Origin of the sequence: Neisseria shayeganii, from assembly GCF_014054965.1 — a bacterium.
Lineage (GTDB): Bacteria > Pseudomonadota > Gammaproteobacteria > Burkholderiales > Neisseriaceae > Eikenella > Eikenella shayeganii.
Genome location: NZ_CP059567.1, coordinates 1,149,587 through 1,165,053 on the forward strand (window position 1 = coordinate 1,149,587; position 15,467 = coordinate 1,165,053).

14 protein-coding genes are annotated in these 15,467 nt (G+C 58.7%); 8 read left to right on the forward strand and 6 right to left on the reverse strand.

Annotated features, from left to right (window positions below):
• Positions 1–40: 40 nt before the first annotated feature.
• The 4 genes from folP to speB all read left to right on the forward strand — a co-directional run bounded on the left by folP (position 41) and on the right by speB (position 4,139).
• A complete protein-coding gene (gene folP, locus H3L94_RS05630) occupies positions 41–898 on the forward strand; it encodes a dihydropteroate synthase (RefSeq protein WP_182123113.1) in 858 nt (285 codons plus the stop codon).
• Between the two features lie 177 nt (positions 899–1,075).
• Positions 1,076–2,407, forward strand: a complete 1,332-nt coding sequence (glmM, locus tag H3L94_RS05635; RefSeq protein WP_182123021.1) for a phosphoglucosamine mutase — start codon at positions 1,076–1,078, stop codon at positions 2,405–2,407.
• A 22-nt stretch (positions 2,408–2,429) separates the two neighbouring features.
• On the forward strand, positions 2,430–3,077 hold the full coding sequence (locus H3L94_RS05640) for a DedA family protein (RefSeq protein WP_009118066.1): 648 nt from the start codon (positions 2,430–2,432) through the stop codon (positions 3,075–3,077).
• A gap of 90 nt (positions 3,078–3,167) precedes the next feature.
• The gene (gene speB / locus H3L94_RS05645; protein ID WP_182123022.1) at positions 3,168–4,139 is read left to right on the forward strand and encodes an agmatinase; all 972 of its coding nucleotides are present in this window, start codon (positions 3,168–3,170) and stop codon (positions 4,137–4,139) included.
• Positions 4,140–4,314: 175 nt separating this feature from the next.
• Here speB and mutY read toward each other — a convergent pair whose 3' ends face one another.
• The 6 genes from mutY to H3L94_RS05675 all read right to left on the reverse strand — a co-directional run bounded on the left by mutY (position 4,315) and on the right by H3L94_RS05675 (position 9,699).
• Entirely contained in the window at positions 4,315–5,367 is a 1,053-nt protein-coding gene (gene mutY / locus H3L94_RS05650) for an A/G-specific adenine glycosylase (protein WP_425325937.1), read from the reverse strand.
• Positions 5,368–5,455: 88 nt separating this feature from the next.
• Positions 5,456–5,863: a DUF4870 domain-containing protein gene (locus H3L94_RS05655; protein ID WP_083813955.1), complete on the reverse strand. Its 408-nt coding sequence runs from the start codon at positions 5,861–5,863 to the stop codon at positions 5,456–5,458.
• A gap of 211 nt (positions 5,864–6,074) precedes the next feature.
• Positions 6,075–7,430, reverse strand: coding sequence for a prephenate-dependent tRNA uridine(34) hydroxylase TrhP (gene trhP, locus H3L94_RS05660; protein WP_182123024.1), 1,356 nt, complete (start codon positions 7,428–7,430; stop codon positions 6,075–6,077).
• Positions 7,431–7,525: 95 nt separating this feature from the next.
• Positions 7,526–7,792 (reverse strand): hypothetical protein, encoded by a 267-nt coding sequence (locus tag H3L94_RS05665; RefSeq protein WP_182123025.1) that lies wholly within the window; start codon positions 7,790–7,792, stop codon positions 7,526–7,528.
• A gap of 170 nt (positions 7,793–7,962) precedes the next feature.
• Positions 7,963–9,375: a threonine synthase gene (gene thrC / locus H3L94_RS05670; protein ID WP_182123026.1), complete on the reverse strand. Its 1,413-nt coding sequence runs from the start codon at positions 9,373–9,375 to the stop codon at positions 7,963–7,965.
• A gap of 57 nt (positions 9,376–9,432) precedes the next feature.
• Positions 9,433–9,699: a hypothetical protein gene (locus H3L94_RS05675; RefSeq protein ID WP_182123027.1), complete on the reverse strand. Its 267-nt coding sequence runs from the start codon at positions 9,697–9,699 to the stop codon at positions 9,433–9,435.
• 181 nt (positions 9,700–9,880) lie between these two features.
• On the opposite strand from H3L94_RS05675, the gene H3L94_RS05680 reads away from it, so the two are divergent.
• The 4 genes from H3L94_RS05680 to H3L94_RS05695 all read left to right on the forward strand — a co-directional run bounded on the left by H3L94_RS05680 (position 9,881) and on the right by H3L94_RS05695 (position 15,419).
• The gene (locus tag H3L94_RS05680) at positions 9,881–11,215 is read left to right on the forward strand and encodes a replication-associated recombination protein A (protein ID WP_182123114.1); all 1,335 of its coding nucleotides are present in this window, start codon (positions 9,881–9,883) and stop codon (positions 11,213–11,215) included.
• A gap of 198 nt (positions 11,216–11,413) precedes the next feature.
• Entirely contained in the window at positions 11,414–12,382 is a 969-nt protein-coding gene (rfaE1, locus tag H3L94_RS05685; protein ID WP_182123028.1) for a D-glycero-beta-D-manno-heptose-7-phosphate kinase, read from the forward strand.
• A gap of 113 nt (positions 12,383–12,495) precedes the next feature.
• Positions 12,496–14,931: an endopeptidase La gene (gene lon, locus H3L94_RS05690; RefSeq protein WP_182123029.1), complete on the forward strand. Its 2,436-nt coding sequence runs from the start codon at positions 12,496–12,498 to the stop codon at positions 14,929–14,931.
• 218 nt (positions 14,932–15,149) lie between these two features.
• Positions 15,150–15,419: an HU family DNA-binding protein gene (locus H3L94_RS05695; RefSeq protein WP_009118184.1), complete on the forward strand. Its 270-nt coding sequence runs from the start codon at positions 15,150–15,152 to the stop codon at positions 15,417–15,419.
• Positions 15,420–15,467 lie beyond the last annotated feature (48 nt).

A 15,467-nucleotide genomic window follows, 5' to 3' on the forward strand; every position in this document is an offset into this window, starting at 1 on the left:
GCGATACAATCCCTCCCGTTTTCTTTCAGGTAGCCCCACTATGCCGCACTCCGTCTGGCAGGCCGGACGTTTCCGCCTCACGCTCGACGCCCCCAAAATCATGGGCATCGTCAACCTCACCCCCGATTCCTTTTCCGATGGCGGCACGTATTCCGCCAACACACGCTCCGCCTTGGCGCACGCCGAACGCCTGCTGGCCGAAGGCGCCGATATACTCGACATCGGCGGCGAATCCACCCGGCCGGGCGCGCCCTATGTTTCGCCCGAAACCGAATGGGCCCGCGTGGCGCCGATTTTGGCTGAATTGGCCGCCTGGCAGGTGCCTGTCAGCTTGGACAGCCGCCGCACGGCCGTGATGCGCCAAGCTTTGGCAAACGGCTGGGCCGACATCATCAACGACGTTCAAGCTTTAGAAGACGAAGGTGCGGTGGCTTTGTTGGCCGAATATGCCGACACCGGCATTTGCCTGATGCACATGCAGGGGCTGCCGGAAACCATGCAGCAGAATCCGCAATACGGCGATGTGGCTGCCGAAGTGGCAGGCTACCTGAAAACACGGGTGGCGCAATGCGAGGCCGCAGGCATAAGCCGAGCACGCCTGATGCTTGACCCCGGCTTCGGTTTCGGCAAAACCCTGGCCCACAATATCGAGCTGATGCAGCGCCTGCCCGAGCTGGCTGCCGACACCGGCCTGCCGCTGCTGGTGGGCGTGTCGCGCAAGCGCATGATCGGCGAGCTGACCGGCGAAACCGATGCCACCGCCCGCATACACGGCAGCGTGGCTGCCGCCTTGGCCGCCGCGGCGCGCGGTGCGGCGGTGTTGCGCGTGCACGATGTCAAAGCCACCGCCGATGCCCTCAAGGTATGGCAGGCCGTGGGGATCAGCGCCGCCGGCTGAAACGGACACAATCGAAATAAGCAAAGTGCCGAAGAACGCCCCTGCCCCCGGCCCGCGGCCTGATTTTCCCGATTTAACGGCACAGAAACTGGCACAAGCCCGGCCGCTGCTTTACAATTCGCCACTGCTCGGCCCAGCCGCATTTCCCCGACATTTGGACAATTAAGGACCCCGTATATGGCAAAAAAATATTTCGGTACCGACGGCGTACGCGGTGAAGTAGGCAAATTTCCAATCACGCCCGATTTCGTACTGAAATTGGCCTATGCGGCCGGACAAGTGCTGGTCAAACACGACGGCGAACACAAGCCTACCGTGCTCATCGGCAAAGACACCCGTATTTCCGGTTATATGCTGGAAACCGCTTTGGTGGCCGGCTTCACCGCCGCCGGCGTCAACGTCATTCAAACCGGCCCGCTGCCTACGCCGGGCGTGGCTTATCTCACCCGCGCCCTGCGCCTGTCGGCCGGGGTGATGATCTCCGCTTCCCATAACCATTACGCCGACAACGGCATCAAGTTTTTTGCTGAAGGCGGCGTGAAACTTTCCGACGAGCTGGAACAGGAAATCGAAGCGCAAATCGACCAGCCGATGCAGACCGTGCCTTCCGACCGTTTGGGCCGCGCCCGCCGCGTCAGCGGTGCCGACGACCGCTACATCGAATTCTGCAAATCCACCTTCCCCGCCAATATGAACCTGCGCGGCTTGAAGCTGGTGGTGGACACCGCCAACGGTGCCGGCTACCACGTGGCGCCCAAAGTGTTTCACGAACTGGGCGCGGATGTGGTGGAGATCGGCAACCAGCCCAACGGTTTCAACATCAACAATAAATGCGGCGCCACCCACCCGAAAGCCCTGCAAGCCGCGGTATTGCAGCATGAATCCGATTACGGCATCGCTTTAGACGGCGACGGCGACCGCCTGATTATGGTTGACCGCCACGGCAAAGTGTATGACGGCGACAGCCTGATCTATGTGATTGCCAAAGCCCGTGCCAAAAGCGGCGTCGAGATCGGCGGCGTGGTGGGCACCGTGATGACCAATATGGCGATGGAGCTGGCATTGCAGGAGCAAGGCGTGGCGTTTTGCCGCGCCAAAGTGGGCGACCGTTATGTGTTGGAGCAGCTGCATCAGCGCGGTTGGCTGATCGGCGGTGAGGCCAGCGGCCATATTCTGTGCATGGACAAACACAATACCGGCGACGGCACCATTTCTGCCCTGCAGGTATTGGCCGCCCTGCAAACCCTGGACGAAGACTTGGTCAGCGCCGTGGATTGGCAGCCTTTCCCGCAAACCATGATCAATGTGCGCATCGAAAAAGACAGCGATTGGGAAAAGGCTTCGGCCCAAGCCTTGGCTGAGGCGGAAGCCGAATTGGCCGGACAGGGCCGCATCGTGTTGCGCGCATCGGGCACCGAACCGGTGGTGCGCGTGATGGTGGAAGCGCAAAACGCCCGCCTGGCCCAACAGTGCGCCGAGCGCATTGCCCAAGCCATCCGCCCATCCTGACCGACGGAGACAGACAAATAAGATGCTGGATATTTTAGAAGCCTTTTTTTCCGAATACGGCTACGCCGCCGTCTTCTTGGTGCTGGTGGCCTGCGGTTTCGGCGTGCCGATTCCCGAAGACATTACCCTGATTGCCGGCGGCGTGATTTCCGGCCTCGGCCACACCAATGTACATGTAATGAACCTTGTCGGCCTGTTGGGCGTATTGGTGGGCGACGGCATGATGTTCCTGCTCGGCCGCCGCTTCGGCCCCAATATTTTGAAAGTGCGTTTCGTCTCCAAGGTGATGACACCCTACCGCTATGCGCAAGTGCAGGAAAAATTCGCCAAATACGGCAACTGGGTATTGTTTGTGGCCCGTTTTTTGCCCGGCCTGCGTACCCCCATTTTCATCAGTGCCGGCATGAGCGGCAAAATATCGTTTTGGCGCTGGCTGGCGATGGACGGCTTCGCCGCCCTGATTTCTGTGCCTTTGTGGGTGTATTTGGGCTATTTCGGCGCCGCCAACAAAGACTGGCTGCTGGAAAAAGCCCATCAATTCCAATACGGCCTTTTTACCCTCATCGGCATCGGTGCCGCCGTATTGTTTTATTTTTGGTGGCGCAAACGCCAACGCCGCCGTTTCTTCTACGCCAAACGCGAAGAATTGCGCCGCAAACGCCAACGCTAAACCGCTTTCAGCAGCTTTCAGGTAGCCTTTAAGGCTACCTGAAAACTCATTCCCACCCCTACCGCAAGCAATAACATAGAGGAACACATCATGAGCCAAAACAAAATCTACGGCGACGGCGCCTTCCGCCGCGACGGCGTCATGGGCAGCATTGTCGAAAACACCTATGCCGGTGCATTATCGTTTATGCGCCGCACCTACACCCGCAATCTGGAAGGCGTGGACGTGGTGGTGTCCGGCGTGCCGCTGGATTTGGCCACCACCTTCCGCTCCGGCGCCCGTCTCGGCCCCGCCGCCATCCGTGCCGCCAGCGTACAATTGGCGGAATTGAATCTGTTTCCCTGGGGATTCGACCCCTTCGACGATCTGGCTGTCATCGATTACGGCGACTGCTGGTTCGACGCCCACAATCCGTGGACCATCCGTGAAACCATCAAACAGCACGCGCTGGACATCATCCAAAACAGCAACGCCAAAATGCTCACCTTCGGCGGCGACCACTACATCACCTATCCGCTCTTGCAAGCGCATGCCGAAAAATACGGCAAACCCCTGAGCCTGCTGCATTTCGACGCCCATTGCGACACTTGGCCCGATGATGAAGAAGAATCGCTCAACCACGGCACCATGTTCTACAAAGCGGTGAAAAACGGCCTCATCGATCCGAAAACCTCGGCCCAAGTCGGCATCCGCACCTGGAACAGCGACTTTATGGGCATGAACATGCTGTTTGCACCGTGGATCAACGAAAACGGTGTCGAGGCCACCATCAAGCGGATTCACGAAGTGGTGGGCGACAACCCGGTTTATCTCACCTTCGACATCGACTGCCTCGACCCCGCTTTCGCCCCCGGCACCGGCACCCCCGTGCCCGGCGGCCTCAATTCGCACACCGCCTTGTCCATCATCCGCGGCCTGGGCGATTTGAACATCGTCGGCATGGACGTGGTGGAAGTGGCGCCGGCTTACGACAACGCCGAAATCACCGCCATCGCCGCCGCCCACGTGGCCGCCGATATGCTGTGTCTGATGCGCAATAAAAAAGTGAACGGTCAGTGGTAGGCCGAACGCCTGCCGATTTCAAACGAACTACCGCCCTATTTGGATAGGACGGTAGTTTTTCTGATCCAAATATTTTTCAGGTGGCCTGAGACCGAAACTGTTACACCACTCAGAAATGCGGCAATGCGACGCAAATGGTGGTTTTACAAAAATCTCAGCCTGTTGGCCTTGCTGATTATCTCTGCGAGAATGGCTTGGTATCCAAATAAGCCGCTAAAGGCTTCGGCAAGCCGAAGCTGTTTTTTTGCGCCCAGATACCAGGCTGACCGCCTCCCGTCAGGCAACCTGTCTCCGCCCGCAGCGGGGTGATCAGCAGCAGGCGGTGGGTTAAACGGTGGGTAAGCGGGGCATCTTCCTCGACGGCTTCGGCTGCCACGCCGAAAGCGGCGGCGTAGGCATACAGATCCGCCAAGTGCTCGAAACAGGGCACGCAATGCAAGCCGCCCCAAATACCGCCGGCCGGGCGTTTTTCCAACCAGATTTCACCGGCTTTGTTCCGCAGTACCAGCCAATACACAGCCACGCTTTTAACGGCGGCGGCCGTTTTTTTGCGCGGCAATTCGCCGACCCGGTCCTGCGCTTTGGCCAGACAATGTTGCGCCATCGGGCATGGCCCGCATAGCGGTTTGCTGCGCTTGCACACGGTGGCGCCCAAATCCATCAGCCCCTGAATGTAGGCTGGCATATCCTCCGCGGCCTGCGGCAACAGGCTCTCAGCCAAATCCCACAACTGCCGCTCGAACCGCTTGTCGGCAGGATCGCCGTCGAGGGCGAATACGCGGCACAACACCCGTTTCACATTGCCGTCGAGTATGGTTTCGCGCCGGCCGAAAGCAAAAGCCGCAATCGCCGCCGCCGTACTGCGGCCCACCCCTTTTAAGCTTTCCAAAGTCTCGCGGGTATCGGGAAACACGCCGCCGAACTGCGCCACCACCTGCTTGGCCGCCGCATGCAGATTGCGCGCACGGCTGTAATAACCCAAGCCCGCCCACAAGGCCAGCACCGCATCTTCTTCCGCCGCCGCCAAGTCCTGCACCGTCGGGAAGGCGGCCAAAAAACGGGGGTAGTAATCCCGCACCGTGGCCACTTGGGTTTGTTGCAGCATAATCTCCGACAGCCACACCGCATAAGGATCGCGTACCTGCCAGGGCAGGTCGTGGCGGCCATGCTGCCGCTGCCAGGCAATCAGGCGTTCAGCAAAATCTTGCGGGGAAAAAGCATCAGGCATCATATCGGACAAATCATTGGCAACAAAAACTTTCAGGTAGCCTTTGGGCTACCTGAAAACGCTTGCTGTCTTAAGAGCAAGTGCGGGCTTATTTCAACAAGCGCAGGGTAAACGGATAGCGATAGGCTTCGCCTTTTTTGGCCGCCAGTGCGGCAACAATGCACAGCACAAAATTGGCCACCACCACCAAGAAAATCACCAAAAAGCCGATCAGCACCGCCGACAAAATCGAGCCGGCCACATAGCCGATGATCACGGTAATCTGAAAATTCAGCGCTTCTTTGGCTTGGTCATTCACAAACGCCTTGTCGGCTTTGTCTTTGTTCATCAGCCAAATAATCAAGCTGGGCAGAAAGCCGAGCACAATGCCCAGCAAATGGGACAACATGGCCAAATTCAAATCATCGTCCGACACTGCCGGCGCCGGCGGCTCGACTGGCTGTACCGCCGCTGGCACATGGTTTTCGACTTGGGAATTTTGTTCGTATTCAGACATTTTCAGCTCCTTAATCAATCATCTTTATCAAACCATCACTCTGGCCTTCTGCTGCACAGGCGAGACTGTTTATATCACAATTGCTGCATCGCAGCGACAGAGCAGCGGTTTGTCCGAATATTGATGCCATGGCGTGCCGTCGCAAAACAGATGGCTGAATCTGCATGATTCATCGGCTGCCCATGTGGCATTACAGGCTACCTGAAAGCCCTTAGGGGTTCATAATCCGCGCAATCAAGGCCTTGTCTTTGCCCTGCATATTCGGAATCTTCACCTGGATGCCGTTGCCCGGCGCGGCCTCCACCGCCTCGCCTTTGCGGGTCATCGCCGCCAACACCAGCGTTTGGTTGCCTTGCGGGTGGATGATTTCCAGTGTATCGCCCACGGCAAAGCGGTTTTTTACCTCCACCGTGGCCCAGCCGTCGGCATCGATGTCGGTAATCTGGCCGACAAACTGGCTTTGTTTGGCCAGCGAGTGGCCGGCGAGATAGTTTTGGTATTCCTGGGTTTGATGGCGCTCCAAAAAGCCCGAGGTATAACCACGGTTGGCCAAGCCCTCGAGTTCGGCCAGCAGGCTGTAGTCAAACGGTTTGCCGGCCACCGCGTCGTCAATCGCTTTGCGGTAGGCCTGCGCCACGCGGGCAACGTAATACACCGACTTGGTGCGGCCTTCCACCTTGAGGCTGTCCACGCCGATTTCGGCCAGTTTGGCCACCTGCTCGATGGCGCGCAGGTCTTTGGAATTCATGATGTAGGTGCCGTGCTCGTCTTCCATAATCGGCATCAGCTCGCCCGGACGGTTGGCTTCTTCAATCAGGAAAACTTTATTGGCTTCGGGGTGGCGCACCTGGCCGTTGATGCCTTCAAACGCGGCATTGGCTTCTTCTTGTGCTTGGTTGAAATTAAAGCCTTGCAACAAACGGGCGTCGCCCATTTCGTCGGCTTCGGCGTCATGCACTTTATAATCCCAGCGGCAGGCGTTGGTGCAGGTGCCTTGGTTGGGGTCGCGGTGGTTGAAGTAACCGGAAAGCAGGCAGCGGCCGGAATAGGCGATGCACAAAGCGCCGTGCACAAACACTTCCAATTCGATGTCCGGACATTGTTGGCGGATTTCGGCGATTTCTTCCATGCTCAGTTCGCGCGAGAGGATAATCCGCTCCACGCCGATTTTCTGCCAAAACTGCACGCCCCAATAGTTGGTGGTGTTGGCCTGCACGGAAAGGTGAATCGGCATGTCCGGCCAACGTTCACGCACCTGCATGATCAGGCCAGGGTCGGCCATGATCAGCGCGTCGGGCTGCATGGCGACCAGCGGCTCCATATCGGCCATAAAGGTTTTCAGCTTGCTGTTGTGTGGCAACGTATTGACGGTAAGGAAGAATTTTTTACCGCGCGCATGCGCTTCGGCAATGCCCTGCTCCAGCACCGGCAGTTTGGCAAATTCGTTGTTGCGGGCGCGCAGGGAATAGCGCGGGCTGCCGGCATACACGGCATCAGCGCCGTAATCGAAGGCGGCGCGCATGCGCTCGAGGCCGCCGGCGGGAAGAAGGAGTTCGGGTGATTTCATGGTGTGGGTGCTTCGGTGTGAATCATTATGGGGACGGTCTGAAAACAGCAGGCCGGCATCAGACGTGTTATAGCAGAAAAAACTGAATTAACACTTTATATAATCGGTCCTCTCTTTGAGAAAATTAAAATAGCCATGCCAACACCTATAAAAAAGAAAGGAAAAAAATTCCCATCCAATTTTAGTACACGGAAATAAGTTAGAGTTTCCGCAAGTTTTTTTACTAACAAAACCTCTCCCACCCCACCAATGAATGTAATAGCAACAACTTCAATGAGATAACCAGGAGAAGTTAACCCAAAATAACATATTAATGCTCCAAGGGAAAATCCGAATATAAGCAAGAATAAAATAACAAGCATTTTGAACTTTACAAATTTTCTGCAAATATCTCATCGACCCAGTTGACAAGGAATGTAATTATCAACGCCAAGACAACTTAGGCACAACTGCCAGAAGTGAAACGGCTTTCAGGTAGCCTGCCGCTTGGCGCGGGCTACCTGAAAGCTGGGTAACGGTGGGGAAACAGGGTTTAACCCAGTGCTTCGCGAATCAGCTGTTTGACCGCTTCCGCATCGTTGGGCAGCACGATCACACGCTGAGGCAGGTCTTCCAAGCCGGCCAAGGCGGCCGGCCGCGGCACTTCCACGGCTTCGCCGGCGGCCTCGGCAATGGTGTCGGCAAACTTGGCGGCCAAAGCGGTTTCCAAGCACACCACGGTTTCGCCCGCTTCGCGCACTTCGCGCGCCACTTTTACCGCATCGGCGGTGTGCGGGTCGATCCACTCGCCGTCTTCGGCAAACACGCGGCGGATGGTGTTCAGGCGGTCGGCATGGCTGCTTTTGCCGGATACGAAACCGAAGCCTTCGTGGATGCGCGGCAGCTCGCTGGCCAAATCGAAGCCTTGTCCGCCCTCCACCTGCGCCCACAGCGCCTGCACTTTGCTGCCGTCGCGCTGCATCAGGTCGAATACAAACCGCTCGAAGTTGGAGGCTTTGGAAATGTCCATCGACGGGCTGGAGGTCACGAAGGTGTCTGCCGCGCTGCGCGGGCGGTAACGGCCGGTTTTGAAAAATTCGTCTAGCACGTCGTTTTCATTGGTGGCCACGATCAGGCGGTGGATGGGCAGGCCCATCATGCGGGCGATGTGGCCGGCGCAAACGTTGCCGAAATTGCCGCTGGGCACACAAAAGCTTACCTTTTGCTCGTTGGTGGCAGTGGCGCGGAAATAGCCGGCGAAGTAATACACCACCTGCGCCACGATGCGGCCCCAGTTGATGCTGTTCACCGTGCCGATGTGGTATTGCGCTTTGAAGGCAGCGTCGTTTTGCAGCGCTTTCACGATGTCTTGGCAGTCGTCAAACATGCCTTCGATGGCGATGTTGTAGATGTTTTCGTCTGGCAGGCTGTACATCTGCGCGCGCTGGAAGGGGCTCATTTTGCCTTCGGGCGACAGCATAAACACATGGATGCCGTGCTTGCCGCGCAGGGCGTATTCGGCCGCCGAACCGGTGTCGCCGCTGGTGGCGCCGACAATATTCAATTCGCGGTTTTCGCGCTTGAGCACATATTCGAAGGCGTTGCCCAAAAACTGCATCGCCATGTCTTTGAACGCCAGCGTGGGGCCGTTGGAGAGGGCTTGGATTTTGATGCCGTCGCCCAAAGTGCGCACCGGCGTGATGTCGGCGCTGCCGAATGTCTCTTGGGTGTAGGTGCGGCCGATGATGTCTTTCAAGTCTTCGGCGGGAATGTCGTCGATAAACCGGCTCATGATTTCAAAAGCCAAATCGGGATAGCTCAGACTGCGCCAGCGGTGCAGCGTCATCTCGTCGATTTGCGGATAGCTTTCCGGCAGCATCAGACCGCCGTCCGGAGCCAGGCCCATCAACAACACTTCGCTAAACGGTTTGGCGGCGGTTTGGCCGCGGGTACTGATGTATTTCATGTCGCGCTTTCGGATTTATGTGTAAGTGAGAGACCAACCAAGGCTTTCAGGTAGCCTTCAGCCGCTGAAACCGTAGGCCCTGCCGTTGGGCAAACGGCAACCCATATGGTAAATGCCGCTTTCCACCCGCGATTCCAGCCAGTCGATTTCGCCGCCCCGGCTTTCGCAGCGGGCGCGGAAAGACTGCTGCTGCTCGGGCGTCATGCGGGTGGGCGGCGTCGGAGCCGCAGCAGACGGAGCCGCTTCGGGCGCGGCCGCCGGCGTATGGACACACCCGCCCAAACACATGGCCAACACCGCCGCCAAGCAAACCGACTTCATCATCACACTCCTGCAAAAAATAGAACACTCAGAGCCGGAAGGCCGCTTGGGCAAGCGCCGTCGTCCGCTCAAACAAAAGGCGGCATTATCCTTGAGAAACAGGACGGCAGACAAGCAGAAAATGGCTTGCAGGCTACCTGAAACCAGTATAATCGCCCTTCCCCTCCACCCCACGGCCCCAGCCATGCAAGACCTGTTTACCCGCCAACCCGACGCCCCGCTGGCCGAGCGCCTGCGTCCGCAAAGCCTGGATGATGTCATCGGCCAGCAACACCTCATCGGCGAAGGCAAACCGCTGCACACCGCCGTGCAAAGCGGCAAGCCCCACTCCATGCTGCTGTGGGGGCCGCCGGGCGTAGGCAAAACCACGCTGGCGCGGATTCTGGCGCAAAGCTTCCACGCCCAATTTCTGCCCGTGTCCGCCGTATTTTCCGGCGTCAAAGACATCCGCGAAGCGGTAAACAAAGCCGAAATCGCCCTGCAACAGGGCCGCAGCACCATTTTGTTTGTCGATGAAGTGCACCGTTTCAACAAATCGCAGCAAGACGCCTTTCTGCCTTATGTGGAAAGCGGCCTGTTCACCTTTATCGGCGCCACCACCGAAAACCCGTCTTTTGAAGTCAACCCCGCCCTGCTCAGCCGCGCCCAGGTCTATACCCTGACCGCTCTGGATGAACACGACTTGCGCCGCCTGTGCGCCAAAGTATTCGCCCTGCCCGAGTATGCCGGCGTGGCGCTGTCGCCCGCCGCCGAAACCCTGCTGGTGCAAACCGCCGACGGCGACGCCCGCCGCCTGCTCAACCTGCTCGAACAACTGATCCGCGCCGCCCAAACCCGGCACACCGCGCTGATTGACGAGGCCTTTCTCGCCGACAGCCTCGGCAGCCAGATCCGTCGTTTCGACAAAGGCGGCGACAGCTTTTACAACCAGATTTCCGCCCTGCACAAATCGGTGCGCGGCTCCCACCCCAACGCCGCCCTGTATTGGTTTTGCCGCATGCTCGACGGCGGCGCCGACCCGCGCTATCTGGCGCGCCGCCTGATTCAAATGGCTTGGGAAGACATCGGCCTGGCCGACCCGCGCGCCTTTCAGGTAGCCACCGATGCCGCCACCACCTACGAACGCCTGGGCAGCCCCGAAGGCGAACTGGCCTTGGCGCAAACCGTGCTCTATCTGGCCTCGGCCGCCAAATCCAACGCCGGCTACCTCGCCTTCAAACAAATGCGCCGCTTCGTGCAGGAAAACGGCAGCGCCGAAGTGCCGGTGCACCTGCGCAACGCCCCCACCGAACTGATGAAAAACCTCGGCTACGGGCGCGAGTACCGCTATGCCCACGACGAGCCGCACGCCTATGCCGCCGGCGAAAGCTATATGCCCGAGGGCATGGCCGAACCCGATTTCTACCAACCGGTGCCGCGCGGCCTCGAAATCAAAATCGCCGAAAAACTGGCCTGGCTGAAAACGCTGGACGAAGCGGCAGTAGAAACCGACCCCGCCGCGCCCAAACAGGCTACCTGAAAACCCAAACCGCTTTTCAGGTAGCCCTTGAGCGGCCTGCTCCTGCGCCGCCATTTACCGTATCTGCCAAACGGGCTGCCGACAAAGCAAACCAGCTTCCCTTACCGCCCGCCCACACTGCGAGGCCACCTGAAAGCCGCCTTGCCCGCCCCGGCCATTTCCCCTACCATAAACCGCCCCATGCCACAGGAAACCGCCATGTCCCACCCCCTGCCCGATCGCCTCACCGAACTGTTCCGTCAAGCCCGCGTACTGGTGGCCGGCGATGTCATGCTCGACCGTTATTGGTTCGGCGACGTTTCCCGCATCTCCCCCGAAGCACCGGTGCCGGTGGCCAAAATCGGCCGCATCGACCAACGCGCCGGCGGCGCGGCCAACGTGGCGCGCAACATCGCCGCCTTGGGCGGGCAAGCCGCCTTGGTGTCGATCACCGGCGATGACGAAGCCGCCGACCAACTGGCGAAACTGATGCAGGCCGACGGCGTGGATTGCCATCTGCAGCGCGACGCCGGCATCGCCACCACCGTCAAGCTGCGCGTCATGGCGCGCAACCAGCAATTGATCCGCCTCGATTTTGAAGAAGCCCCCGCCTGCAGCACGGTAGACAATGTGCGCGACCGTTTCCGCAGCCTGCTGCCCGATTACGATGCGGTTATCCTCTCCGATTACGGCAAAGGCAGCCTGAACCGGGTGGCCGACATGATCGACTGCGCCCGCCGCGCCGGCAAACCGGTGCTGATCGACCCCAAGGGCGACGACTACGAAAAATACGCCGGCGCCACCCTGCTCACGCCCAACCGCAGCGAATTGCGTGAAGTCGCCGGCAGCTGGCGCAGCGAAGAAGAGTTGTCCGACAAAGCGCAGGCCCTGCGCCGCCACCTGCAATTACAGGCCCTGCTGCTCACCCGCAGCGAAGAAGGCATGAGCCTGTTTGAAGCCGGCCACATCAGCCACCAGGCCACCCGCGCCCAAGAGGTGTACGACGTTTCCGGCGCCGGCGACACCGTCATCGCCACCATGGGCTTGGGGCTGGCCGCCGGCTTGGATTTGCAGCAGGCCATGCACCTGGCCAATGCCGCCGCCGGCGTGGTGGTGGCCAAGCTCGGCACCGCCGTCTGCCAGCACAACGAGCTGCTGCAGGCTTTGGCCCGGGAGGAAAACGGCTGACTCAGGCGGCTTTTGAGCCGCTTTTTATTCGCCGGCGCGGCCTTGAAATGCTGCACTGCGTCCCCAAATGGCGCACATCCTGAGTTAGACCGAATGTAAGAATCGAGACCATCATGGCTGACACCCACACAAACCGTGATTTTTTCCACCTGCCCATGCTGCCCCTGCGCGATGTGGTGGTGTACCCGCATATGGTGCTGCCGCTGTTTGTCGGTCGCGCCAAATCGATTGCGGCTTTGGACGCCGCTATGGAAAAAGACGAGCCGGTTTTCCTGCTGGCGCAGAAAAATCCCAATAACGAAGACCCCAGCGCCGACGATTTGTACCGCATCGGCACGCTGGCCAATGTGCTGCAGGTGCTGAAACTGCCCGACGGCACCGTGAAAGTGCTGGTAGAAGGCACCCAGCGCGCCGAAGTGGTGGACATCCAAGCAGACGGCGACTATTTTCAGGTAGCCGTCAAAGCGCTGGCAGACGAAGACGGCAGCGGCAGCGATTACGAAGCATTGCGCCGCACCCTGCTGGCCCAGTTCGACCAGTTCAGCAAACTGAACAAAAAAATCCCCGCCGAAATGGTGGGCACCATTCACGGCATTGCCGACAACAGCCGCCTGGTGGACACCATCGCCGCCCATCTGCAGCTGAAGCTGGAGCAGCGTCAGGAAATTCTGGAAATCGTTGGCGTGGCCGAGCGCATGGAACACCTGTTGGGCCAACTGGAAGCGGAATTGGACATCCTACAGGTGGAAAAACGCATCCGCGGCCGCGTGAAACGCCAAATGGAAAAATCGCAGCGCGATTACTATCTCAACGAGCAGGTCAAAGCCATTCAAAAAGAATTGGGCGAAGGCGACGAGCGCGAAGAGCTGGAAAAGCTGGAACGGCAAATCCGCGAAGCCGGCATGAGCAAAGAGGCCGAAGAAAAAGCACTGGCCGAATACAAAAAGCTCGGCATGATGCCGCCGATGTCGGCCGAATCCACCGTGGTGCGCAACTACATCGACACGCTGATCGAGCTGCCGTGGCGTAAGAAAAGCAAGGTCAGCAAAGACATTGCCAAGGCCGATTTGGTGCTGAACGCCGACCACTACGGCCTGGAAAAAGTGAAAGAGCGGATTTTGGAATACTTGGCCGTGCAAAAACGCATGAACAAGCTCAAAGGCCCGATTCTCTGCCTGGTGGGCCCGCCCGGCGTGGGCAAAACCTCGCTCGGCCAGTCGATTGCCAAAGCCACCGGCCGCAAATATGTGCGCATGGCCTTGGGCGGCGTACACGACGAGAGCGAAATCCGCGGCCACCGCCGCACCTATATCGGCTCGATGCCGGGCAAAATCATGCAGAACATGATCAAAGTGGGCGTAAAAAACCCGCTGTTCCTGCTCGATGAAATCGACAAACTCGGCCGCGATTTCCGCGGCGACCCGGCCGCCGCCCTGCTCGAAGTGCTGGACCCCGAGCAAAACCATTCTTTCGCCGACCACTACATCGAAGTCGATTTCGACCTCAGCGACGTGATGTTCATCGCCACCTCCAACAGCATGGACATCCCGCCCGCCCTGCTCGACCGCATGGAAATCATCCGTCTGTCGGGTTATACCGAAGACGAAAAAGTCAACATCGCCATGCAGTATCTGGTGCCCAAGCAGATCGAGCGCAACGGCGTGAAAACCGGCGAAATCGACATTCGGGAAAGCGCGGTGCGCGATATCATCCGCTACTACACCCGTGAAGCCGGCGTGCGCTCGCTCGACCGCGAAATCGCCAAAATCTGCCGCAAAGTGTTGATGAAACAAGTATTGGCGGAAAACAAAAAAGCCGCCGGCGCCAAACGCAGCGCCAAAACCCAAACCGTGGTGGTGGATGCGAGCAACTTAAACGACTACCTGGGCGTGCGCCGCTTCGACTACGGCGTGGCCGAAAACGAAAACCGCATCGGCCAAGTGACCGGCTTGGCCTGGACCGAAGTGGGCGGCGAGCTGCTGACCATCGAAGCCGCGGCACTGAAAGGCAAAGGCAATATCGTGCGTACCGGCAAACTCGGCGACGTGATGCAGGAGTCGATTTCAGCTGCTTGGAGTGTGGTACGCTCGCGCGCCGAAGTGCTGGGCATCGCACCGGATTTCTACGAAAAACACGACATCCACGTGCACGTGCCGGAAGGTGCCACGCCGAAAGACGGCCCCAGCGCGGGCATCGCCATGACCTTGGCCATGGTTTCCGCCCTCACCGGCATTCCGGTGCGCGCCGATGTGGCGATGACCGGCGAAATCACGCTGCGCGGCGAAGTGCTGCCCATCGGCGGCCTGAAAGAAAAACTGCTGGCGGCCCTGCGCGGCGGCATCAAACATGTGCTGATTCCGAAAGACAATGTCAAAGATTTGGAAGAAATCCCCGACAACGTCAAAGAAGGGCTGGCCATCCATCCCGTGCGCTGGATAGACGAAGTGCTGTCGTTCAGCCTGGAATACCAACCCGAGCCTTGGCAGGCTCCCACAGAACCGGCCGAACCTGAAACCGGCAAAGGCGGCAGCCGTGCCACCAAGCATTGAGGCTACCTGAAAACCTCCGCCGCTTTGGCGGAGGTTTTTTGTTGCGGGAAGGGCAAAGCACGGCGCCAATTGCGGTAAAACGCCCGCCGGCCCTATATATTCGCTTGACACGGCGATTTTGAGCTTGATATAAAGCGCCTACCGTTAAAGGGTGCAATACACCGGCTGCTTGAAGTCGGCATATTGTTGATTATTCCTCCAACAGAAAGGGACTTATTGTGAACAAGTCTGAATTGATTGAAGCAATTGCCAAAGAGGCCGACATCTCCAAAGCCGCTGCCGGTAAAGCGCTGGACGGTATGACCAATGCCATCACTGCCGCCCTGAAACAAGGCGACACCGTTACCTTGGTAGGCTTCGGTACTTTCTACGTCGGCGAACGCGCCGAACGTAAAGGCCGCAATCCGAAAACCGGCGCCGAGTTGACCATTCCGGCCGCCAAATCGCCGAAATTCCGTGCCGGCAAAGCATTGAAAGATGCCCTGTAAACCATTCGGTACACACATACGCCGCATTATCTGAAAAGACAGGCCTAT

Excerpts from the sequence above, each read along its gene's own strand:
- folP (WP_182123113.1), top strand. The coding sequence starts at position 41 with ATGCCGCACTCCGTCTGGCAGGCCGGACGTTTCCGCCTCACGCTCGAC.
- glmM (WP_182123021.1), top strand. The coding sequence starts at position 1,076 with ATGGCAAAAAAATATTTCGGTACCGACGGCGTACGCGGTGAAGTAGGC.
- rfaE1 (WP_182123028.1), top strand. The coding sequence starts at position 11,414 with ATGTCCCACCCCCTGCCCGATCGCCTCACCGAACTGTTCCGTCAAGCC.
- trhP (WP_182123024.1), bottom strand. The coding sequence starts at position 7,430 with ATGAAATCACCCGAACTCCTTCTTCCCGCCGGCGGCCTCGAGCGCATG.
- H3L94_RS05680 (WP_182123114.1), top strand. The coding sequence starts at position 9,881 with ATGCAAGACCTGTTTACCCGCCAACCCGACGCCCCGCTGGCCGAGCGC.
- mutY (WP_425325937.1), bottom strand. The coding sequence starts at position 5,367 with ATGCCTGATGCTTTTTCCCCGCAAGATTTTGCTGAACGCCTGATTGCC.
- lon (WP_182123029.1), top strand. The coding sequence starts at position 12,496 with ATGGCTGACACCCACACAAACCGTGATTTTTTCCACCTGCCCATGCTG.
- thrC (WP_182123026.1), bottom strand. The coding sequence starts at position 9,375 with ATGAAATACATCAGTACCCGCGGCCAAACCGCCGCCAAACCGTTTAGC.
- speB (WP_182123022.1), top strand. The coding sequence starts at position 3,168 with ATGAGCCAAAACAAAATCTACGGCGACGGCGCCTTCCGCCGCGACGGC.
- H3L94_RS05675 (WP_182123027.1), bottom strand. The coding sequence starts at position 9,699 with ATGATGAAGTCGGTTTGCTTGGCGGCGGTGTTGGCCATGTGTTTGGGC.
- H3L94_RS05640 (WP_009118066.1), top strand. The coding sequence starts at position 2,430 with ATGCTGGATATTTTAGAAGCCTTTTTTTCCGAATACGGCTACGCCGCC.
- H3L94_RS05655 (WP_083813955.1), bottom strand. The coding sequence starts at position 5,863 with ATGTCTGAATACGAACAAAATTCCCAAGTCGAAAACCATGTGCCAGCG.
- H3L94_RS05665 (WP_182123025.1), bottom strand. The coding sequence starts at position 7,792 with ATGCTTGTTATTTTATTCTTGCTTATATTCGGATTTTCCCTTGGAGCA.